This is a genomic window from Klebsiella sp. AqSCr (assembly GCF_008452795.1).
Lineage (GTDB): Bacteria > Pseudomonadota > Gammaproteobacteria > Enterobacterales > Enterobacteriaceae > Klebsiella > Klebsiella pneumoniae.
Map to the genome: position 1 here is coordinate 160,083 of NZ_MJDM01000005.1, position 21,097 is coordinate 181,179.

The 21,097-nt window shown below is 57.5% G+C and carries 21 protein-coding genes; 9 read left to right on the plus strand and 12 right to left on the minus strand.

Annotation, left to right across the window (positions count from 1 at the left end; translation table 11 throughout):
- Window positions 1–473, plus strand: a 473-nt coding sequence (locus BHE81_RS28580; RefSeq protein ID WP_228268701.1) for a zinc-binding dehydrogenase, incomplete at its 5' end; no start/stop codon positions are given.
- A 44-nt stretch (window positions 474–517) separates the two neighbouring features.
- Here the strand turns inward: BHE81_RS28580 and BHE81_RS04575 are convergent.
- Complete coding sequence (locus BHE81_RS04575) at window positions 518–1,693, minus strand: aminotransferase class I/II-fold pyridoxal phosphate-dependent enzyme (protein ID WP_023285056.1); 1,176 nt, start codon at window positions 1,691–1,693, stop codon at window positions 518–520.
- Between the two features lie 220 nt (window positions 1,694–1,913).
- Here BHE81_RS04575 and BHE81_RS04580 point away from each other — a divergent pair, with 220 nt between their 5' ends.
- The 4 genes from BHE81_RS04580 (at window position 1,914) to BHE81_RS04595 (ending at window position 5,440) form a co-directional block, all read left to right on the plus strand.
- A complete protein-coding gene (locus BHE81_RS04580; protein ID WP_002902393.1) occupies window positions 1,914–2,720 on the plus strand; it encodes a MetQ/NlpA family ABC transporter substrate-binding protein in 807 nt (268 codons plus the stop codon).
- A gap of 8 nt (window positions 2,721–2,728) precedes the next feature.
- Complete coding sequence (locus tag BHE81_RS04585; RefSeq protein WP_004152912.1) at window positions 2,729–3,742, plus strand: methionine ABC transporter ATP-binding protein; 1,014 nt, start codon at window positions 2,729–2,731, stop codon at window positions 3,740–3,742.
- Window positions 3,735–4,403, plus strand: coding sequence for a methionine ABC transporter permease (locus BHE81_RS04590; RefSeq protein ID WP_004892563.1), 669 nt, complete (start codon window positions 3,735–3,737; stop codon window positions 4,401–4,403). Before BHE81_RS04585 ends, BHE81_RS04590 begins: the two co-directional genes overlap by 8 nt.
- Before the next feature lie 290 nt (window positions 4,404–4,693).
- Entirely contained in the window at window positions 4,694–5,440 is a 747-nt protein-coding gene (locus BHE81_RS04595) for a hypothetical protein (protein WP_019705261.1), read from the plus strand.
- Window positions 5,441–5,552: 112 nt separating this feature from the next.
- On the opposite strand, the gene BHE81_RS04600 is transcribed toward BHE81_RS04595, so the two are convergent.
- The 3 genes from BHE81_RS04600 to BHE81_RS04610 form a co-directional block, all read right to left on the minus strand.
- Window positions 5,553–5,747, minus strand: a complete 195-nt coding sequence (locus BHE81_RS04600; protein WP_004176404.1) for a hypothetical protein — start codon at window positions 5,745–5,747, stop codon at window positions 5,553–5,555.
- Between the two features lie 236 nt (window positions 5,748–5,983).
- The gene (locus BHE81_RS04605; protein WP_023302016.1) at window positions 5,984–7,102 is read right to left on the minus strand and encodes an oxidoreductase; all 1,119 of its coding nucleotides are present in this window, start codon (window positions 7,100–7,102) and stop codon (window positions 5,984–5,986) included.
- Window positions 7,065–7,808, minus strand: coding sequence for a DeoR/GlpR family DNA-binding transcription regulator (locus BHE81_RS04610; protein WP_023302015.1), 744 nt, complete (start codon window positions 7,806–7,808; stop codon window positions 7,065–7,067). Before BHE81_RS04610 ends, BHE81_RS04605 begins: the two co-directional genes overlap by 38 nt.
- A gap of 279 nt (window positions 7,809–8,087) precedes the next feature.
- Between BHE81_RS04610 and zntB the strand changes: the two genes are divergently transcribed.
- The 3 genes from zntB to dbpA all read left to right on the plus strand — a co-directional run bounded on the left by zntB (window position 8,088) and on the right by dbpA (window position 10,969).
- Window positions 8,088–9,071 carry a zinc transporter ZntB gene (gene zntB, locus BHE81_RS04620; protein ID WP_004148192.1) on the plus strand — a complete coding sequence of 328 codons (984 nt, stop codon included), beginning with the start codon at window positions 8,088–8,090 and terminating at the stop codon, window positions 9,069–9,071.
- Window positions 9,072–9,404: 333 nt separating this feature from the next.
- On the plus strand, window positions 9,405–9,581 hold the full coding sequence (locus tag BHE81_RS29005; RefSeq protein ID WP_303632692.1) for a hypothetical protein: 177 nt from the start codon (window positions 9,405–9,407) through the stop codon (window positions 9,579–9,581).
- Window positions 9,582–9,595: 14 nt separating this feature from the next.
- The gene (gene dbpA / locus BHE81_RS04625) at window positions 9,596–10,969 is read left to right on the plus strand and encodes an ATP-dependent RNA helicase DbpA (protein WP_004151591.1); all 1,374 of its coding nucleotides are present in this window, start codon (window positions 9,596–9,598) and stop codon (window positions 10,967–10,969) included.
- Window positions 10,970–11,014: 45 nt separating this feature from the next.
- On the opposite strand, the gene ttcA is transcribed toward dbpA, so the two are convergent.
- The 5 genes from ttcA to nifJ all read right to left on the minus strand — a co-directional run bounded on the left by ttcA (window position 11,015) and on the right by nifJ (window position 18,064).
- On the minus strand, window positions 11,015–11,950 hold the full coding sequence (gene ttcA, locus BHE81_RS04630) for a tRNA 2-thiocytidine(32) synthetase TtcA (RefSeq protein ID WP_002902422.1): 936 nt from the start codon (window positions 11,948–11,950) through the stop codon (window positions 11,015–11,017).
- Window positions 11,951–12,183: 233 nt separating this feature from the next.
- Entirely contained in the window at window positions 12,184–12,618 is a 435-nt protein-coding gene (gene uspF, locus BHE81_RS04635; protein ID WP_004140161.1) for a universal stress protein UspF, read from the minus strand.
- A gap of 81 nt (window positions 12,619–12,699) precedes the next feature.
- Complete coding sequence (locus tag BHE81_RS04640) at window positions 12,700–12,912, minus strand: KTSC domain-containing protein (RefSeq protein WP_002902432.1); 213 nt, start codon at window positions 12,910–12,912, stop codon at window positions 12,700–12,702.
- A gap of 143 nt (window positions 12,913–13,055) precedes the next feature.
- Complete coding sequence (gene ompK37 / locus BHE81_RS04645) at window positions 13,056–14,180, minus strand: porin OmpK37 (RefSeq protein WP_014907693.1); 1,125 nt, start codon at window positions 14,178–14,180, stop codon at window positions 13,056–13,058.
- Between the two features lie 356 nt (window positions 14,181–14,536).
- On the minus strand, window positions 14,537–18,064 hold the full coding sequence (nifJ, locus tag BHE81_RS04650) for a pyruvate:ferredoxin (flavodoxin) oxidoreductase (RefSeq protein WP_004176395.1): 3,528 nt from the start codon (window positions 18,062–18,064) through the stop codon (window positions 14,537–14,539).
- 362 nt (window positions 18,065–18,426) lie between these two features.
- Between nifJ and BHE81_RS04660 the strand changes: the two genes are divergently transcribed.
- Window positions 18,427–18,690 carry a DUF333 domain-containing protein gene (locus BHE81_RS04660; protein ID WP_004140155.1) on the plus strand — a complete coding sequence of 88 codons (264 nt, stop codon included), beginning with the start codon at window positions 18,427–18,429 and terminating at the stop codon, window positions 18,688–18,690.
- 45 nt (window positions 18,691–18,735) lie between these two features.
- On the opposite strand, the gene hslJ is transcribed toward BHE81_RS04660, so the two are convergent.
- From hslJ to BHE81_RS04675, 3 genes are all read right to left on the minus strand, one after another.
- Window positions 18,736–19,176 carry a heat shock protein HslJ gene (gene hslJ, locus BHE81_RS04665; RefSeq protein WP_009309014.1) on the minus strand — a complete coding sequence of 147 codons (441 nt, stop codon included), beginning with the start codon at window positions 19,174–19,176 and terminating at the stop codon, window positions 18,736–18,738.
- Window positions 19,177–19,298: 122 nt separating this feature from the next.
- Complete coding sequence (locus BHE81_RS04670) at window positions 19,299–20,288, minus strand: 2-hydroxyacid dehydrogenase (protein ID WP_002902515.1); 990 nt, start codon at window positions 20,286–20,288, stop codon at window positions 19,299–19,301.
- Window positions 20,289–20,435: 147 nt separating this feature from the next.
- The gene (locus BHE81_RS04675; RefSeq protein WP_023302011.1) at window positions 20,436–20,936 is read right to left on the minus strand and encodes a DedA family protein; all 501 of its coding nucleotides are present in this window, start codon (window positions 20,934–20,936) and stop codon (window positions 20,436–20,438) included.
- Window positions 20,937–21,097: the final 161 nt, after the last annotated feature.

Below are 21,097 nucleotides of genomic sequence, written 5' to 3' on the forward strand. Positions count from 1 at the left end.
TTATGCTGTCTGGCCGCTATCCTTATCTGGCCATCGTGATTGCCGTCGCCGCGGGCCGCCATGAAGCCTTTTTACGTCAGCTCGGCGCCGATAGCGTTATCGACTATACAACCACCGCAGTGGAAGAGACGGTGCGTGACCTGGACCTGGTCATTGATGCGCCGGGCGGGCCGGCCAGCGGCCGTTTTTTGCGTACCCTGCGACCCGGCGGCGCGCTGTACCCGATCTTTCCGCTCGGCTTTGCCGGGGCGGAAGAGGCGCGACAGCGCGGAGTGACGGTCTCCACCACCCAGGTACGCTCCAGCGGCGCGCAGCTCGCCCGGCTTGCCGACCTGCTGGACGCCGGGGTCATCCAGGTTGCAATTGACAGCGTTTTCCCCCTTGCGCAGGTGCAGATGGCGCATGAGCGAGCAGCGCAGGGGCATCTTGAGGGCAAAATCGTGCTGTCGGTGATGGACTCGTCAGCCGGGTAATCCCCAACGGCCAGGGTTGCGTTTTTGCTTCTCCCGGTGGCGGACTAAAACAGCGCCAGCCGGGCAAGACGGTCCAGCGCGTTGCTCAGCGCCTCGTCCCCTGCGGTCAGGCTGATGCGAATAAATCCTTCTCCCCCTGCGCCAAAACCCGTGCCCGGCGCCACCAGAATATTCGCTTCCTGCAGCAGCAGGCGGGCAAACTCCTGCGAACGGTAGCCGGGCGGCACGCCGAGCCAGAGGAAGAAAGTGCCTTGTGCGTCACGCGCCGGCCAGCGCAGCGCAGCCAGTCGACGCAGAACCCACTCCCGACGTTGATGATAGACCGCCGTCAGCTGCGCAATCCGTTCGGCCGGCAGGTTGAGCGCGGCGATCGCCGCATCCTGAATCGCGCCAAACACCGTGCTGTAGCTATGGGTGTGCAGCTTTTTAAACGCCCGGATAATCGAGGCGTTGCCGACCGCGAAGCCGAAGCGCCAGCCGGCCATATTAAAGGTCTTGGAAAAAGTATAGGTTTCCACTCCCCATGCTTTCGCGTCGGGCTGGGAGAAGAGGCTCAGCGGCGCATCGCTGGCCGCGCTGCCGATGGCCGCATAGGCAAAATCATGGAGGATCGGCACCTGGTGACGACGAGCAAACTGCAGCGCGCTGGCGAACAGCGCCGGCGTGGCGAGGGCGCCGGTTGGATTATGCGGATAGTTAAGCACCACCAGCCCGGCCTTGTCAGCGACTTCCCGGGGAAGATCGTTAAAATCCGGCAGGAAATGGTTCTCCGCCCTGAGCGGCAGGCCATAAAACGCCGCCTGGGACTGCAGCGCCGCCGAGCGGTAAATCGGATAGCAGGGATCGGTGGAGATGAGGTATTGCCCGGGGCTGAGCAGCGCCCGCGGGATGCCGCCTATACCGATATGCGACCCCTGAAACACGGCGACTTCGCTGTGCGGATCGAGTTCCACATCATACTGCCGGCGATAGAACCGGGCGATCGCCTCGCGGACCTGTGGTTTGCCCCAGAACGACGGGTAGCCATGGTTTTCACGACGATGAATAGCGCTCTGCAGCGAGTCGATCACTTCCGGCGGGGTGGGTTGATCCGGACTGCCGCTGGAAAGATCGATCAGCGGCAGCGCTTCGGTGTTGACCTCCGCGGCCAGTTTTTCCAGCAGGCTGAACAGATTCTCTTCCAGGGCGTCCACCAGCGGCGAAGCAGTAAAATCAGGCATAACATTCCCGGTTTAAATCACGAATAATTAACCATCTTTAAGGGATTTATAGCGGCTGGCTAAATAACAATATACGCAAAAGATTCTTGTTTTTAAGATATGTCGGTATAGCAAAAGTTAATGAGGAATTAGCAAAAGGAAATTCGGCGTTCTGGCTTACAACCCACAGTCGGCTGTGATTTAATCGTTCAATATCGCCAACCCTCCAGGAAAATACCTTATGAACAAGTCAGTTGCTCGCGGGATCGCTCTCGCCCTGTTGTCGGCCACCTCTTTTTATGCCGCCGCCGACGCTCATCTTATCCGCGTCGGCTTTAACCCCGGGCCGTATAAAGAACAATTTGAGAAAGGCGTCGCGCCCTATTTATTGAGTAAAGGGTATAAAATCGAATATAAGGATTTCAGCGACGGTATTCAGGTGAATGACGCGGTAGCCCGCGGCGATATCGAAGCGAATATTATGCAGCATCCGGTATATCTGAAAGCAATTAATGAGCGGCTGGGGATCGATAACGTGGGCATTGTGCAGGTTCCCACGCCGCCGATGGGGCTGTATGGTGGGAAACTGACCACCCTGGGGACCCCGGCGGCGGGCACCGTCGTGTCGGTACCAAACCAGCCGTCAAATGAATATCGCGCGGTACTGGTGCTGGAGAGCCTTGGCTGGGTGAAAATTAAACCAGACAGCGATCCGGCCACTTTTTCGCAGCGTAACATCGTAGATAATCCTTACAAAATTGTCCTAAAAGAGATGGATAATGCCCAGCAGGTTCGCGCTCTGCCGGACGTCGACTATGGCCTGATTCAGGGCAATTTTGCCGTCTCCAGCGGTATGTCCCTGACCTCGGCCTTAAAGCTGGAAGCAGCTACCAGCCATTTTATTAATGTCGTGACCGTCGCCGGTAAAAATCAGAAGGCGCAGTTTGCCAAAGATATTATCGATGGCTACCACTCGGCCGAGTTCAAAAAATATATTCTCAGCCATCCGCAGTATGATGGTTACCTGCTGCCTGACTATTTAAAATGAATAACGCGATGATAGAATTTCGCCACGTCAGTAAAAGCTTTTCCAGGAAAGGACATCCGGTTCTGGCCTTGCAGGATATTAATCTCAGCATTGAGCGAGGCGATATTTTTGGCATTATTGGCTACAGCGGGGCAGGAAAAAGCACCTTATTACGGCTGATTAATCGTCTGGAAACGCCTGGCGAGGGCGAGGTACTGTTAAACGGCGAGCCGCTACAGGCCTGCAGCGGCCAGCGCCTGCAGGCCATCAAAAAAGATATCGGCATGATCTTTCAGAATTTTAATCTGCTGAATTCGAAAACCGTTTTTCATAACATCGCCATCCCGCTTATTTTACAGGGGCGCGACAAGGCCTTTATCCAGGCGCGGGTGGCGGAACTGCTGGCGTTCGTCGATCTGAGCGACAAAATCCACAGCTACCCTAATGAGCTGTCGGGCGGACAAAAGCAGCGGGTCGGTATTGCCCGGGCGCTGGCCACCAACCCGTCGGTCCTTCTGTGCGATGAAGCCACCTCGGCGCTCGACCCCCACACTACGGTGCAGATCTTACTGCTTTTGCAGGAGATTAATCGTCGGTATGGCATCACCATCGTACTGATCACCCATGAGATGTCGGTGATCCAGAAAATCTGTCACAAGGTGGCGGTGATGCAGGCGGGCCGTATCGTTGAACAGGGGGCGGTTTTTGATCTCTTTGCTCAGCCGCAGCATCCGGTCACTGCCAGTTTCGTGCAGTCGGTGGTGCACGACCGCCTGCCGCAGCGGGTGGCGTCGTTCCTGCAGCGCGATAACGGCGCCCGGGCTTTACGCCTCGAATTTGTCGGCGCGACGGCGCAGCAGCCGATTATTAACCACCTGATCCGCGAGTATGCTGTCGAGGTGAATATCCTGTTTGCCAGCATGTCTGAAGTTCAGGGCCGGATTCTGGGATTTATGATTGTGCAGCTTCTCGGCGAGCCTGACGAAACCGAACGCGCCATCACCCATCTGGTCGATGCAGGAGTGAAAATCACCCATGTTTGATCTTATTGATACCGCCATCACCGGCGATCAGTTTCTGCTGGCGCTGCATGACACCCTGATTATGGTCGCCGTCTCGCTGGGCTTTGGCGCGCTGATCGGCGTCCCACTGGGGATTGTGCTGGTGGTTTGCCGTCCCGGCGGCATCGTGGCCAACCCGGTGGTGCATCAGGCGCTGAATCCGCTGATTAACGTGCTGCGCTCGCTGCCGTTTATCATTTTGCTGATTGTGATCCTGCCCTTTACCAGACTGCTGGTGGGCACCACTATCGGCACCGCGGGAGCCATCGTGCCGCTGATCGTCTTTGTCGCCCCCTATATTGCCCGACTAGTGGAGAGCTCGTTGCTGGAGGTGGATGAGGGGATCCTCGAGGCCGCGGACGCCATGGGCGCAACCCCGCTGCAGACTGTCTGGCACTTTATGCTGCCGGAGGCGGCGGCATCGCTGATTCTGGCCCTCACCACGGCGACCATCGGTCTGCTCGGCGCCACAGCCATGGCGGGTACAGTGGGCGGCGGGGGAATCGGGGATCTGGCTATTACCTATGGCTATCAGCGCTTCGACGCTTTCGCCACCCTCACTACCGCCCTGGTGCTGATTGTGATTGTCCAGCTTATCCAGACGCTGGGCACCCGACTGGCTCGCCGACTGCGCCGTGAATAACTGCCAATTCGCACCGGGATCCGCGCAATAAAGGTAAGACGATCTCCAACGCCCTCCAGAATGGCAGGGCGATATTAATGCGGCGTAAAGAAATTCTGAGAATATATATAATGGATTATATAATCACGATGTATGCTAATTGCTTATATCAATCTGAAAATAACTAAAGGAGAGGGGGGGGCACGCTTTTTGATTGATCTTGCCAACGGCTTTGCTACTATCCGGGCGGCATTCTATTTTATTTAATAATGTCTGATAATGGAATAGCAAAATACATAATGGAGTATGAAATGAAGCATGTTCACAAGCTGGCCTGGATTGGCCTGTTCGTTAATATTATTATCTGTTTTGTCGCGCGTAATTTATTACTCGATGAAGGACAACTGAATTTCCATCGTGGGGTGGACAGCATGTGGTCCTGGCTGGTTCTTGCCCTGTTTATCGCCGTGGTGGTTCAGACGCTCAGCATTATGCTGTCTGGCCGCTATCCTTATCTGGCCATCGTCCTGGCGTTTGTTGGCGGCATCGTGATGGTGCCCGCCAGCGTGATCTTTCTGGTGGGTAGTCTGTTCAGCTTGCAAACGCGGATTAACGCCGGATTTACGCCCTGGCGATCAACCACGGCAGTGGGCGAGGCTGATAACCAGCAGCTATTAACCTTTAATGCCTCAGGCTTTTATCCCCAAGGGGCGCTGGCGCTCATCGCCGGGATCATTATTTTAATGATTGGCATGGGGATAGGCGGAGTATTTATTGCCGCTGGTATTGTTGCGCTGTGCAATGGTTATCGTCTGCAAAATCGGGTGGTGATTGGCGTGAGCGGCGAGTCGATGATATTTACGCCGGGGCTCTATGCCGATACCTACGTTATTCCCTTGCGGGATGTTGCCGTAGTTGAACGCAGCAATAATGATGCGAAAGTCCGGCTGCTGATCCGTTCCAGCGGCAGAAGCTTCACGTTGCGTAAAAAACTGCTCGCCGGCGATAAGGTTAATGACGCCTTCGCCGCCATTCTGGCAAAACTGACTACCGTTTAATGCTGGCAGAATAGAGAAGCCGCCAGGCGGCGCGAGGCGTCCTGGCGGAGAAAGGTGGGGTTAGCCTGCGCGGCTACCGCACCAGCTTGTCTCTTACGAACAGCACTGCCTGTTAATCCACGTTAGTAAAATAATCGCGCGCGGCGGTCTCGACGCGTTTCGCATCCAGCCCGGTCTTCTCAGTGATCTGTTCGATAAACGATTTAAATTTTTCGCTCATCACGTTACCCCCTTCCCAGTGGGCGACGTAAAATTTGCACTGATAGCGATAAAAATGGAGAGTGGTATCTCCTAACGTGTAATACATGCGCTTCTCCTGTCCGGTAGTACGGTTGCTGCGTCCACAGCGTCAGCAACCTCTTTCTCATTACGATCGATCTGCATTCTATCCTCCTCCCAATTGGCTGAAATTTCCAGCGGTGCTTTGCGCCATGGAGCAGGATAAAGCAATGTTAATCTGCGGATAGATAGTGATTTTTTCTAAGGTGGCGCAAAAGAAGCGGTTACCTGCGGGCCGCGCAGGTAACCGGAGAACAGGGCGGATTAGCGCAGCGTGTTGCGCTCGTCGTCGGACAGGTCCAGGGTCTGCACCATACCACTTTCAGCAGAGCGCACCGCCGCTTCCAGAACGGCCATCACCGCCAGCGCTTCCACCGGCGGCACCGGATTGGCGATCTGGCCCTTCAGCGCATCGCGGATCAGCATATAGTACTGGCGCTGATCGCCCTGCGGGGTAGCCTGCGCGTGGGCCTGCAGCGAGGCATCATAGATAACCAGCGGGTCGTCATCCTGGCCCCAGCCGGCGCTGCCCGGTACCACGCCCGCCAGCAGCTGGCTCTCCTGTTGGTCGGCCCGCGCTTTGATAACGCTACCTTTATCGCCGTGCACGGTGAAGCGCGACGAGCCGCCCGCGACCAGCATGCTGCAGTGCAGGATCACTTTATGCGCCGGGTAGTTTAATACCACATGCGCCCAGTCGTTGATCTCCGCGCCGTCGCGCAGGGTGGCTATGTTACCTTGCACCGACTGCGGCAAACCAAATAGCTGCAGCGCCTGGTCGATCAGGTGCGGCCCCAGGTCGAACCACAAGCCGCTGCCCGGGACGTTCTGCTCGCGCCAGCGGACGCGGACTTCCGGGCGGAAGCGGTCGAAATGCGACTCGAAGTGTTTCACCGCGCCGAGGGTGCCTTGCTCAATCACCTGACGGATCCCGAGATAGTCGCTGTCCCAGCGGCGGTTATGGAAGACGGAAAGCAGACGCTGTTTCTCCTCCGCCAGGGCGATCAGCTCCCGGGCCTCCTGCATATCGAGGGTAAAGGGCTTATCCACCACCACATGTTTGCCGGCGTTCAGCGCCAGGCGGGCCAGCGGGGCGTGCGTGGCGTTAGGGGAGGCGATGACCACCAGGTCAACGTCCGGATGCTGGACCGCAGCTTCCGGGGAGGCGATCACCGTGACGTCCGGCAGGTCGCGTTTGACCTTCTCTTCATCGCGGGAAGCGACGAACGCCAGGTTCAGCCCCGGCACCGAACGGATAAGCGGCGCGTGGAAGGTCTTACCGACGAATCCGTAGCCAATCAGGGCGATATTTATCGTGTTGTTACTCATCAGGTTCTCCACGTTGTTAAGCGTCAGCAATATGTACAGAGAGGGCGGGATCATCCCCCAGCTCAGCCCAGGGACGATCAAGAAAAAGATGGTGAATGTCGCTGAGCCCGGCCACCCGCCACGGTTCGCAGCGGTTGAGTTTGGTATGGTCCGCCACCAGCCAGTGCTCGGCGCTGGCGGCCAGCATGGCGCGTTTAACGTCGGCATCAGCTTCCTGGCTGGCGCTCAGCCCCAGCCCGGCATGGAGCGCGCAGGTGCCGAGAATGGCGATATCGGCCCGGTAGCGGGTGACCAGCGACAGGGTGGCGCTGCCGGCGAACAGCCGTTGTTTACTATCCCACTGGCCGCCAAGCAGGATCAGCTGGATATCGGCACGGTCGCTGAACAGCTGAGCGATATCCAGAGAAGCCGTGATCACGGTTAACGGCCCTTTCAGCTGGGCTGCCACCGCCAGCAGCGTGCTTCCGGCGTCGAGAAACAGCGTCGAGCCAGAGGGAATGCGCGCGGCGACCTGCTGACCCAGGCGCTGCTTGGTCTGGGTGAGAAGAGCGTTTCTGCCCTGGCGCGTCATGGCCGGGACGTTAAGGGCGATGGCCCCGCCGTGGCTTTTCTGCAGCACGCCCTGTTGTTCCAGGTCGCTCAGATCGCGGCGAATGGTATCGGCCGACACCTGCAGCTCTGCAACCAGTTCGCTGATGCTCAGCTGACCGGTTTCGCTAAGCCTGTCGAGAATATGTTTTTGCCTGGCGAGCTTATGCATGGCCATTGACTCCGCAAATTAACGCAATAAACAGCATAATACAGCAAGAAGTTGCAAAATAAACGGCAAAACGTCGCTCTGTATGTGTTGAATCGTGAAGAACTTGATTTCACTAAGTTTTAACGTTAAATGAGGGGAGCGCCGCGACCGGGGGCGAAAGCGCTTTTCAATGAAGCGACTAGGCCTGTATTTCCGGGTCATTAAAAGCAAGAATGCGCGCTTTCGCGTACCTTATAGAGAAGGCGCGTAATTTAGCAGATATGGATTAACGGAGGTTGAGTGGACGCGATTAAAGGCTCGGAGTTGCAGATACCGGACGCGATCTTCGCGTGGGTGCTCGACGGGCAGGGGGGCGTTAAGCCGCTCGCCGATGACGATATTATCGACAAAGACAAGCCTTGCTGGCTGCATCTCAACTATACCCATAGCGACAGCGCCGACTGGCTGGCGGCCACCCCGTTGCTGCCCAATAACGTACGCGATGCCCTGGCGGGGGAGAGCACCCGGCCGCGGGTGACGCGGATCGGTGACGGGGCGCTGATCACCCTGCGCTGTATCAACGGCAGTACCGATGAGCGGCCCGACCAGCTGGTGGCGATGCGCCTGTATATGGATGAGCGGCTGATCGTCTCCACTCGTCAGCGCAAAGTGCTGGCGCTGGACGATGTGCTGGGCGACCTGAAGGAAGGTAATGGCCCGACGGACGGCGGCAGCTGGCTGGTGGAGGTCTGCGATGCGTTGACCGATCATGCCAGCGAGTTTATCGAACAACTGCACGATCGCATTATCGACCTGGAAGACGACCTGCTCGATCAGCAGGTGCCGCCGCGCGGATTTCTCGCGCTGCTGCGTAAGCAGCTGATTGTGATGCGCCGCTATATGGCGCCGCAGCGCGACGTTTATGCCCGGCTGGCCAGCGAGCGGCTGCCGTGGATGAGTGACGATCAGCGGCGGCGAATGCAGGATATCGCCGAGCGGCTGGGGCGCGGTCTGGATGAGATCGACAGCTGTATCGCGCGGACGGCGATCATGAGCGACGAGATCGCCCAGATTATGCAGGAGTCGCTGGCGCGGCGGACCTATACCATGTCATTGATGGCGATGGTGTTTCTACCCAGCACCTTTTTAACCGGCCTGTTCGGCGTCAACCTCGGCGGGATCCCTGGCAACAGCTGGCATCTGGGGTTTAGCCTTTTCTGCTTGATGTTAGTCGTTGTCATCGGTGGTGTTGCGTGGTGGTTACATCGCAGTAAATGGCTGTAAAGAATCGCCTTTTAGCGGCTGTAGTGCCGGGAAAACCCGGCAATGTTTGAGCGAAATCAATAAACCATCTACCCATTCAGGGCAATATCTCTCTCGCAGGTGAATGCAACGTCAAGCGATGGGCGTTGCGCTCCATATTGTCTTACTTCCTTTTTTGAATTACTGCATAGCACAATTGATTCGTACGACGCCGGCTTTGTTGAGTCGGCTTTTTTTTGCGCTCTCCGGACCAGCTTCTACCCTTACTAAGACACCCGACGGTTTCTGGCCGTTGACGCCTGCGGGTACGCCCGTATCACTCTCCGGGAGGCCTCTATGTATTACGCTTCAGAGCTGACAGCCCAGTCTATCCCTATCTCGCCCGAGCCGAACGATCCGGCTCCTTTACCCGATCCACGACCGCGTCCGCAGCCCCAGCCCGATCCGCCGCCTGACGAAGAGCCGATTAAATTGTCGCATCAGGCGCGGAGATCTGCGAGGATACGCGCCTGCAGATTGTCTGCCTTTTAATACGAGAATACATTGTGACCGCTTTTTCTACCCTGACTGTTTTACCTGCCGCCCAATTAGCCAACCTTAACGAGCTGGGTTATCTGTCGATGACCCCGGTTCAGGCCGCCGCCCTGCCGGCGATCCTCGCGGGGAAAGATGTGCGCGTGCAGGCAAAAACCGGCAGCGGAAAAACGGCCGCATTTGGGCTGGGTCTGCTGCAGCATATCGATCCGGCGCGCTTCGAGACCCAGTCGCTGGTGTTGTGCCCGACCCGCGAGCTGGCCGATCAGGTCGCCGGCGAGCTGCGCCGCCTGGCGCGCTGCCTGCCGAACATCAAGATTCTGATGCTCTGCGGCGGGCAGCCCTTTGGCGCCCAGCGAGATTCCCTGCAGCATGCCCCGCATATTATCGTCGCCACCCCGGGCCGTCTGCTCGATCATCTGCAGAAGGGAACGGTCTCCCTTGACGCGCTGCAGACCCTGGTGATGGACGAAGCGGACCGCATGCTCGATATGGGCTTCAGCGATGCCATTGATGAGGTGATCCGCTTCGCACCGGCTGACCGGCAGACGCTGCTGTTTTCTGCTACCTGGCCGGCGGCAATCGCGGCGATCAGCGGCCGGGTGCAGCGCAATCCGCAGACCATTGAGATCGACACTGTCGACGCGCTCCCGGCGATTGAACAGCAGTTCTTTGAAGTTTCCCGCCACGGTAAGATTGCCCTGCTGCAGCGCCTGCTCAGCCAGCATCAGCCGGCATCCTGCGTGGTGTTCTGCAATACCAAACGCGATTGCCAGGCGGTCTGCGATGCGCTCAACGCCGCCGGGCAGAGCGCCTTGTCGCTGCATGGTGACCTTGAGCAGCGCGATCGCGATCAGACGCTGGTGCGCTTCGCTAACGGCAGCGTCCGGGTTCTGGTGGCGACCGACGTCGCTGCCCGCGGTCTGGACATCAAATCCCTGGCGCTGGTGGTGAATTTCGAGCTGGCCTGGGATCCGGAGGTGCATGTTCACCGCATCGGCCGTACCGCCCGCGCCGGTGAACAAGGGCTGGCCATCAGCTTCTGTGCGCCGGAAGAGGCGCAGCGCGCCACTATTCTGGCCGACATGCTGCAGCTTTCCCTGAACTGGCTGCCGGCGCCGACGGGCAACACCATCGCGCCGCTGACGGCGGAGATGGCGACGCTGTGTATCGACGGCGGGAAAAAGGCGAAAATGCGCCCGGGAGATGTGCTGGGAGCCCTGACCGGGGATATGGGCTTTGATGGTGCCGATATCGGCAAAATTACCGTCCACCCGGCCCACGTCTATGTGGCGATCCGCCAGAATATGGCGCAGAAGGCGTATAAGCAGTTACAAAATGGCAAGATCAAAGGTAAATCCTGCCGCGTACGACTGCTGAAGTAAGGGCAGGAGAGTGCGTCTCAGGCGGCTGCCTGAGACGCGTGAGGGTTATTTCACTTCCACCACGTTCAGACGCAGCTCATCGAGACGGGCGTCTTCTTCTTCCGGCTGCCAGCCGGCGGGCTGCAGGGGAATATCTTCCCTGTCAAACGCCAGATCGCCACCATCCACCACCTCTGAGCCGTGGGTGATACCTTTAAAATCAAACAGATTGACGTCGCTCAGGTGCGAAGGCACCACGTTCTGCATCGCGCTGAACATGGTTTCAATGCGCCCAGGATAACGCTTATCCCAGTCGCGGAGCATATCGGCGATCACCTGGCGCTGCAGGTTTGGCTGCGAACCGCACAGGTTGCACGGAATAATCGGGAAGCCTTTGGCCTGGGAGAAGCGCTCGATGTCCTTTTCGCGGCAGTAGGCCAGCGGGCGGATGACGATGTGTTTGCCGTCGTCGCTCATCAGCTTCGGCGGCATCCCTTTCATTTTGCCGCCGTAGAACATATTCAAAAACAGCGTCTGCAGTATATCGTCGCGATGATGGCCGAGGGCGATCTTGGTCGCCCCGAGCTCGGTGGCGGTACGATAGAGGATGCCGCGACGCAGGCGAGAGCACAGCGAGCAGGTGGTTTTTCCTTCCGGGATCTTCTCTTTGACGATGCCGTAGGTGTTCTCTTCGACAATCTTGTATTCAACCCCCAGCTGCTCCAGATACGCCGGCAGAATATGCTCCGGGAACCCTGGCTGCTTCTGATCGAGGTTCACCGCCACCAGCGAGAAGGAGATGGGCGCGCTTTTCTGCAGATTGCGCAGGATCTCCAGCATGGTATAGCTGTCCTTGCCGCCTGAAAGACAAACCATAATGCGGTCGCCCTCTTCAATCATATTGAAGTCGGCAATCGCCTCACCGACGTTGCGGCGCAGACGTTTCTGCAGCTTATCGATGTTGTACTTTTCTTTTTTACTGATTTCTTGGTTTTGCAGCATGTAATAGTGGCTCAATTCATAGTGTGGCATCAGAAGAGCACGCATTCTGCCAGCCGCTGAACAACGTGGCGCTGGCGCGTAGCAATTATTGAGGTTTGACAGGCAACCGTGGCGTGTATGGTACGGATTCAGGGGCGGAATGTCAGCATCTTTCCGGCACTTTCGGCAGCGAGCAGCCAGGCGGGGGCGGCTGATGCGGAAATAAAAAGCCCGCCGGGCGGCGGGCTGCGGCGTTAGCGGACCACCAGTACCGAGCACTCGGCGTGACGAACCACCGCGGCGGCGTTGGAGCCCAGCAGATAAGTTGTGATATCCGGTCGGTGCGAAGCGATGATCACCAGGTCGGCTGGCAGCGACTTGGCCAGCGCAAGGATTTTATCTTTTGGCGATCCTTCCGCGACGTGAAAATGCATCCGGTCTTCCGGGATGGAGAACTGCTTCGCGATCTCTTTCAATTGCGTTTCAGAACCCTCACGCAGCTCATCCATGCCGGGAAGCTCAGCGGTATAGGCCATTCCCAGTGAGGCATAATAGGGCAGAGAAGGGATCACGGTGAGGAAATGCACCTCGGCGTCGTCAATCCGCGCTTCCGATTCAACGTGACTGATAATGCGTTCAGTAAATTCTTTATCAGAGATATCGATAGGGACAAGAATCATTCTGCTCATAAAACCTCCTGTTTAAGTATCCCTTCATATTGTACGGTATTAGGGCACGTTTTGTATCATGACCGCAGTCACACTTTGACATTAACGTAGCTTGCGTTCGGGAAATTTTCCTTTGATCACCCCGTCATAATACCGGCCTTTTGACACCACCTGTAAAAAATCATGAAAAATACGCGGTGGGACCCCGGTATATTGTAATGGCGGCTGGTGATAGAAATAGATTTCCAGGGTGGCGGAGGCGTCATCGTAGGCGACGGAGATAATTCGGGAAGATTTAACCGGATGGTGGTGCATGATGGACGTCCTCGGGCAAGCACTGACTGGCCATGACTATATCATTAAACGGACGGCTATTTTAGTCCGCGAGATATAGCGTTTTGTTTTATCTGCAGCGAGGCGGGTGGGGGAAAGCCCGCCGGAACCGGCGGGCAGGCGCATCAGAACTGGTAAACCAGGCCCAGGGCGACGATGTTATCGGTAGAGATACCGTTGTCTTCGTAGAATTTGTCGTTACCATCCAGCAGGTTGATTTTGTAATCAACATAGGTGGACATATTACGGTTGAAGTAATAGGTCGCGCCAACGTCCATATATTTGACCAGATCTTTATCGGCATAGCGGCCGTTATTGTACAGATCTTTGCCTTTGGACTGCAGGTAGGAGATGGCCGGACGCAGGCCGAAGTCGAACTGATACTGCGCGGTGACTTCGAAGTTTTGCGTTTTATTGGCCACGCCGTCATTGCCGTACGGGGTCATATTGCGGGTTTCAGAGTACATGGCCGCCAGGTAGATATCGTTGGCGTCGTACTTCAGGCCGGCGGTCCATGCTTCCGCTTTATCGCCGCGCGCGTTGGTCTGGGTCATCTGATCGTTAGTACGGTCAGACGAGGTGTAAGCTGCCGCCGCGCTGATGCCCATGCCGAAGTCGTAGGAAGTGGAGAGGCCGAAACCATCGCCATTGTCGAAGCGAACATCGCTGTCGCTGCTGCGGTTATTGGTGCCGACGTTGATATCCTGCGCGTTCTGGCCTTCGTTTTTACCCTGATACTGCAGGGCGAAGTTCAGACCCTCCACCAGACCGAAGAAATCGCTGTTACGGTAGGTTGCGACGCCGTTGGCGCGGCCTGCCATAAAGTTATCCGCATAGGTGTAGGAGTCGCCGCCGAACTCCGGCAGCATATCGGTCCAGCCTTCAACGTCGTACAGCACGCCGTAGTTACGACCGTAGTCGAAGGAGCCATAATCGCCCACTTTGATACCGGCGAATGCCAGACGGGTCCACGCCTGATCGCTGGAGGTCTCGGTGTTGTTGGCCTGAACGTTATATTCCCACTGGCCATAGCCGGTAAGCATATCGTTGATCTGGGTTTCGCCTTTAAAGCCAAAACGTAAATAAGTTTGATCGCCGTCTTTTTTCGAGTCGCTGGAGAAATAATGCAGACCATCTACCTTGCCATAGAGATCTAATTTATTCCCGTCTTTATTATAAATTTCCGCCGCATGCGCGGCACCGGCGGCTAATAAAGCCGGAATAACGAGGGCCAGTACTTTTCTTTTCATGAAGAAATTCCTTTAACTGTTTTTATGTTTTAACTTCCGGGTGGGAAGTGAACTCATGCTAAAGGAGCGGTCTGAGATCCGGTAAGACTCAATTGTTACGATATAAGTAAAATCTAAAATAAATAATACCAATGAAATGGTGATAATTATGCTGAATGCATTTATAGATAATATACAAAATAAAAATTATACATGCCCGGGCTAATCACGTATTATTTGCGCGTTATATGCCTTTATTGTCATGCCAATAATTTATTGTTGCCGTCTCATTCTGCGGAATGATGTTGTTTATCGGTAAAACGACAAGCCCGAACGTTGTGTTCGGGCTTTTTTTATGGACAGAGGTGACGGGGCGGTTAACCTTCGCTTGGCGATTTCTCCGCTTTGCCAGCCAGCTGGGCGAGGAAGTCATAGCGCTTCTGCAGATCAGCGGCGGCGTCTTTCCATAGCTGCTCCGCCACTTCAGGCTGCTGGGCGTTCAGGCGGCGGAAACGTTGCTCATTAAGCAGCGTCTCGGCCAGCGCGTCTGATGGCGGACGGGAATCTAGCGCCAGCGGGATCTTGCCTTCGTCTGCCCGACGCGGGTCGAAGCGGTAGAGCGGCCAGAAGCCGGTGGCGGTCAGCTGACGCATCTGGTCGTGGCTGAGCGCCAGATCGTAGCCATGCTCTTCGCAAGGGCTATAGGCGATGATCAGCGATGGCCCCGGATAGGCTTCCGCTTCCTGAATCGCTTTTACCGTCTGGTTCAGCTGCGCGCCCAGCGAAATTTGCGCCACATAAACATGCCCGTACATCATCATGCTGACGCCCAGATCTTTACGCGCCTTGCGTTTGCCATGCTCGCCAAACTTAGTCACTGCTCCCAGCGGGGTGGCTTTTGACGCCTGCCCGCCGGTGTTGGAGTAACACTGGGTGTCCAGCACCAGAATATTGACGTTTTCCGTCAGGCTCAGTACATGGTCCAGGCCGCCGAAGCCGATATCGTAAGCCCAGCCGTCGCCGCCGATCAGCCAGACGGATTTCTCCACCAGTGCGTCGGCATCGGTCAGCAGCTCTTCAGCTCCCGCCACGCCGGCCAGCGCCTGACGCAGGGCTGCCACCTGTTCGCGGCGAACTTCCGGCGTCGCCTCGGCGTGCAGCGCCGCGTTCAGCTCTACCGGCAGTTTGTCGGCGAATTCGCTCAGCAGGCGCATCACGCGCTGGCGATGCTGGTCGACGGTCAAGCGGAAGCCGAGCCCGAATTCGGCGTTATCCTCAAACAGCGAGTTGGCCCACGCCGGGCCGCGGCCGTTGGCGTCGGTAGTGTACGGTGTCGAGGGCAGGTTGCCGCCGTAAATGGAGGAGCAGCCGGTGGCATTGGCAATCAGCATTCGGTCGCCGTACAGCTGGGTCAGCAGTTTGATATACGGCGTTTCGCCACAGCCCGAGCAGGCGCCGGAGTATTCAAACAGCGGGCTTATCAGCTGCGAGGTGCGAATATCAATGCGCTCCAGTTTGCTGCGGTCGATTTCCGGCAGGTTGAGGAAGTACTCGTAATTGACCTTCTCCTCTTCCACATGCTCCAGGCGGGACATCATATTGATGGCCTTGATCTCCGGGTTCTGGCGGTCTTTCGCCGGACACACTTCGACGCACAGGTTGCAGCCGGTGCAGTCTTCCGGGGCGACCTGCAGAACGTATTTCTGCCCGCGCATATCGCGGGATTTCACATCCAGCGAATGCAGGCTGGCAGGGGCGTTCTCCATCTCTTCCGGGGCGACCACTTTGGCGCGGATCGCCGAGTGCGGGCAGGCGGCGACGCAGTGGTTGCACTGAGTACACAGCGCTTCCTTCCAGATGGGGATCTCTTCGGCGATGTTGCGTTTCTCCCAGCGGGTGGTGCCCATGGGCCAGGTGCCGTCCGGCGGCAGGGCAGAGACCGGCAGCGCATCGCCGAGCCCGGCCAGCATCGCGGCGGTGACCGTTTTGACGAAATCCGGCGCGGCGTCGGAGACCACCGGCGGGCGGTTCGGACTGCTGGCGTTCACCGGCTGGAGCGGTACTTCCGCCAGTGATTCACGGGCCAGGGCCAGCGCCTGCCAGTTGCGCTCCACCAGCTCCTGACCTTTACTGCTGTAGCTTTTGGCGATGGCTGCCTGCAGTTCCGCCAGCGCGCTATCACCCGGCAGGATCTGGGTTAAATGGAAAAAGGCCATCTGCATCACGGTATTAATGCGCGCCCCGAGGCTGCATTCGCGGGCGATCTTTGCCGCGTTGACCACGTAAAAACGCGCTTTTTTCTGATTCAGGGTGGCCTGGACTTCCTGGGGCAGGCGGGACCAGACCTCATCGGCGCTGTACGGCGTGTTGAGCAGGAAAATGCCGCCGGGCTTCAGCCGCTCGGCCATCTGGTATTTATCGATAAACTGCAGCTGGTGGCAGCCGACGAAATCAGCCTGCGAAATCAGATACGATGAACGAATCGGTTTTTCGCTGACCCGCAGATGCGAGACGGTGAGGCCGCCCGCTTTCTTCGAGTCATAGACAAAATAGCCCTGGGAGAACCACGGGGTCGAGTTGCCGATGATTTTGATGTTGTTTTTGGTGGCTGACACGCTGCCATCGCTGCCGAGGCCGTAGAACAGGGCCTCGAGCTTGGCCTCTGCCGGCAGGGTATTTTCGCCCAGCGGCAGCGACAGGTTGGTCACGTCATCATAGATCCCGACGGTAAAGCGCGGCTTCGGCTGGGCGGCCTGCAGTTCACTGAATATCGCCAGCACGCATTCCGGACCAAACTCCTTGGAGGAGAGACCGTAGCGGCCGCCGATAGTGCGCGGTAGCGTCTCGCGCTCGCCGCGGTTAAAGGCTTCCGCCAGGGCGGTCATCACGTCGAGGTAAAGCGGTTCGGCAAGCGCGCCGGGTTCTTTGGTGCGATCCAGTACGGCAACCGCGCGGGCGCTTTCCGGCAGCGCCGCCAGCAGGTGGGCGGCGGAGAACGGGCGATAGAGGCGGACTTTTAGCACGCCGACTTTCTCGCCGCGACTCAGCAACTCATCGACCACCTCTTCGCAGGTGCCGATGGCCGAGCCCATAATGACGATCACGCGCTCTGCCTGCGGGTGGCCGTAAAACTCAAACGGTTTGTACTGACGGCCGGTGGCGGCAGCGAAATCGTCCATCGCTTTCTCGACATGGTCATACACCGCGTCGTACCACGGATTGGTGGCCTCCCGGGACTGGAAATAAGTGTCGGGGTTGGCCGAGGTTCCGCGGATCACCGGGTGTTCCGGGTTGAGCGCGCGCTGGCGATGCTCAGCGATCTTATCCTGCGGCAGCAGGGCGCGAATAGTGTCATCCGCCAGCGGGGCGATTTTGTTGATTTCGTGCGAAGTACGGAAACCATCAAAGAAATGAATAAACGGCACCCGGCTTTGCAGGGTGGCGATATGCGAGATCAGCGCGAAATCCTGCGCTTCCTGGACGCTGCTGGCGCACAGCATGGCGCACCCGGTCTGGCGGACGGCCATGACATCGGAATGGTCGCCGAAGATCGACAACGCATGGGTAGCGACAGTGCGGGCGGCGACGTGCAGCACAAACGGCATCAGCTGGCCGGCCAGTTTGTACAGGGTGGGGATCATCAGCAGCAGGCCCTGCGATGAGGTAAAGGAGGTGGAGAGGGCGCCGGTCTGCAGCGCGCCATGTACGGCGCCAATGGCGCCCGCCTCCGACTGCATTTCGACCACGCGGGGAACATCGCCCCAGACGTTTTTCAGCCCATTGCCGGCCCAGGCGTCAGCCTGTTCCGCCATCGTTGAACTGGGCGTGATCGGGTAGATGGCGATAACTTCACTGGTGCGAAACGCGACGGAAGCGACCGCGCCATTACCATCAATCGTAATCATATGAAGACACCCTTACATTGCGCAAAAGAATGGACGCGTGAAACCGCGACGCGCCCTGTAATTATATAAGGGGTAGTTTAGCAAACCGCTGACCCCGCCATTTTTGCATTTGTGTCCTCAATGCGCCGGGTACCCGTGACCAGATCAATATTTTGCGTGGTTCGCGGAGAAAATGGCTTCCTGCCGGGAGAGGAACCACCTGCGCCGGGCGACATGGCCGAGGCAGATCAAGCTTTCGGCGAAAATTTGCTAGAAAATGTTAATGAGGCGCATAAATACGTACTTCCCCTCTCGACGCCGCCCGCCACGCTGCCTATTATTCTGGGGTTTGCTTTTTTAAGACGTTTCCGAGGGGAGAGAGAATGCGAGCTGCGATGTTAGTAGGATGTGCGGCGCTGTTGCTGTCCGCGTGCAGTAGTGAACCCGTTCAGCAGGCCACGGCGGCGCACGTCACGCCGGGAATGCGGGCGGCGATGAGCGACGCCGGTCAGGCCAACTGCGCCATGATAGGCGGCTCGTTATCGGTGGCTCGTCAGCTCGATGGTTCGGCGATTGGCATGTGCGCGCTGCCGAACGGCAAACGCTGCAGCGAGCAGGCGCTGGCGGGCGGCAGCTGCGGCTACTAACAGCGGCCCCGTCGCGGGGCAGCGTCAGCGGCACCTCAACGCCGGCTAGTGCATCAGGTCGGCGAGCTTATAGACCAGCGTCTGGTCGGCGGTCGCCAGCGTCAACTGGTTTTCCGTCAGATCGACCTGCGCACCCTCGCGCAGCATCTTGCCGATCGTCGCATCCAGGGTATTGAGCTGGGCGTCGTGGCACAGCATCCGGGTCATCGCCAGCGATTTGACCTTCAGCTCGCCGTCCGACACTTTACCTTCCCCGCTAAAGCCGTTGCACATATTGCCGGATACATACATCTTGCCGGTAATAGCCATCTTCTCACCGAAGCTTAGCTCCAGCGGCCGGTCGCTGGCGTTGACCGCCTGGCCGTTGACGCTGGTCAGCACGAAACGATGATGCTGCAGCTGTTCCGCACCGGTGGACACCTTACTGTTATAGACACAGCCGGACAGCAGCATACCTGCCGCCAGAAGCGCCGCAAATTTGTTCATTTTCACTCCAAAACAATCATATAACTAATAAAACCAAGCCAGTGTAACGGTATCGCAGCAGGGATCTGTGGGGATTATCTGAATGTGCTCCCCCCGGGAGAGGAGCACAAAAGGGAAAGGCGTCAGACGATGGCGTTCGGACAGGTTTCGCCGTTGGCGACCTGCTGCAGGTTACCCAGAGTGGTCTCCGAAATGCTGATCAGCGCCTCGGCGGTGAGGAACGCCTGGTGGCCGGTAAACAGCACGTTATGGCAGGCGGAGAGGCGGCGGAAGACATCGTCCTGGATCACGTCGTTGGATTTGTCTTCAAAGAACAGATCGCGTTCGTTCTCATAAACGTCCAGCCCCAGCGCGCCAATTTTCTGGTGCTTCAGGGCGTCGATGGCCGCCTGAGAGTCGATCAGGGCGCCGCGGCTGGTGTTGATCACCATCACCCCGTCTTTCATCTGATCGAAAGCTTCGCGATTGAGCAGGTGGTAGTTTTCGTCGGTCAGCGGACAGTGCAGGGAGATCACGTCCGATTCCTTGTACAGCGTGGCGAGGTCAACATATTCCACCCCCAGCTCCAGCGCGGCGGCGCTTGGGTACGGGTCGAACGCCAGCAGGCGCATGCCGAAGCCTTTGAGGATCCGCAACATCGCTACGCCAATTTTCCCGGTGCCGATCACCCCGGCGGTTTTGCCGTACATGGTGAAGCCGGTGAGGCCTTCGAGGGAGAAATTGGCATCGCGGGTACGCTGGTAAGCGCGGTGGATGCGGCGGTTGAGCGACATCATCATACCGATCGCATGCTCAGCGACCGCTTCCGGAGAGTAAGCTGGAACGCGCACGACGCGCAGGCCAAGCTCCTTTGCCGCCTCAAGGTCGACGTTGTTAAACCCGGCGCAGCGCAGGGCGATATATTTCACCCCGTGGGCCTTCAGCTCTTCCAGCACCGGGCGGCTGCCGTCGTCATTGACGAAGATACATACCGCTTCGCAACCGTTGGCGGTTTTGGCAGTCTTCGCTGTCAGCAGGAAATCGAAGAATTCCAGTTCAAAGCCGTATGCATCATTAACGTGCTGCAGGTACTTTTTATCGTACTGCTTCGTACTATAAACCGCGATTTTCATAAGACTTTTCTCCAGTGATTATACCGTCACGGTAGCATATTTAAAATAATCGTACAATTATTAAAAAATAGTTTAATGAGAGGGTGCTAATCCTAATTCTAGAGCATATCGCGGACTTGCGGAATCTCTTTGAAAGACAAAGTTTTTTCACCACAAACTGAGGCTGAAAGCGCCGGGGGCGAGCAGCAGAAGCGGCCACAGCAGACCGGAGCTGACGTTAGCCAGCTGAAACGACCACAGCGGCAGACTGCTGGCGCCGCTAACGAAGGGCAGCGTAGCCCTCAGGGGAGAGAGAAAGCGGCTGAAAAAGATAGCCCACGGGCCATAGCGCTGAAAGAAGAGGCGGCTGCGGGCCAGACGCTCGGCGGTCAGCCAGCATAGATGGGTGAGGCGATGACGGTAGCGAATGCCCAGCCGCCACGATAGCCAGAATCCGCCGATGGCGCCGAGGCTGGCGCTGGACCACATTAACAGGAAATGTCCGAGGCTGGCGGAAGCGAATGTCCCCAGCAGCAGCAGGCCGGAGGTGCCGGGGATTGCCAGCGAGACCAATGCGCAGGATTTAGTGAAGGTAAGCAGAAAAACAATCAGCAATACCCATGGATAGTGGTCCTGTGCGCTCTCTATGAGCGAGATAATTAACGACACCGCCTCTCCCGCAAGCTATTCCCGTCTGGCTGGAGTGTGGCAGGAGCGACTTAAACAACAGTTAAATGATTATGGCCGAACGTCGCGCCGCGAGTCCGGCTGGCAACTATGCTTTAACAGGCCGTAAACTTTCACTCACTGGTCGAACGTGTCACAATGGA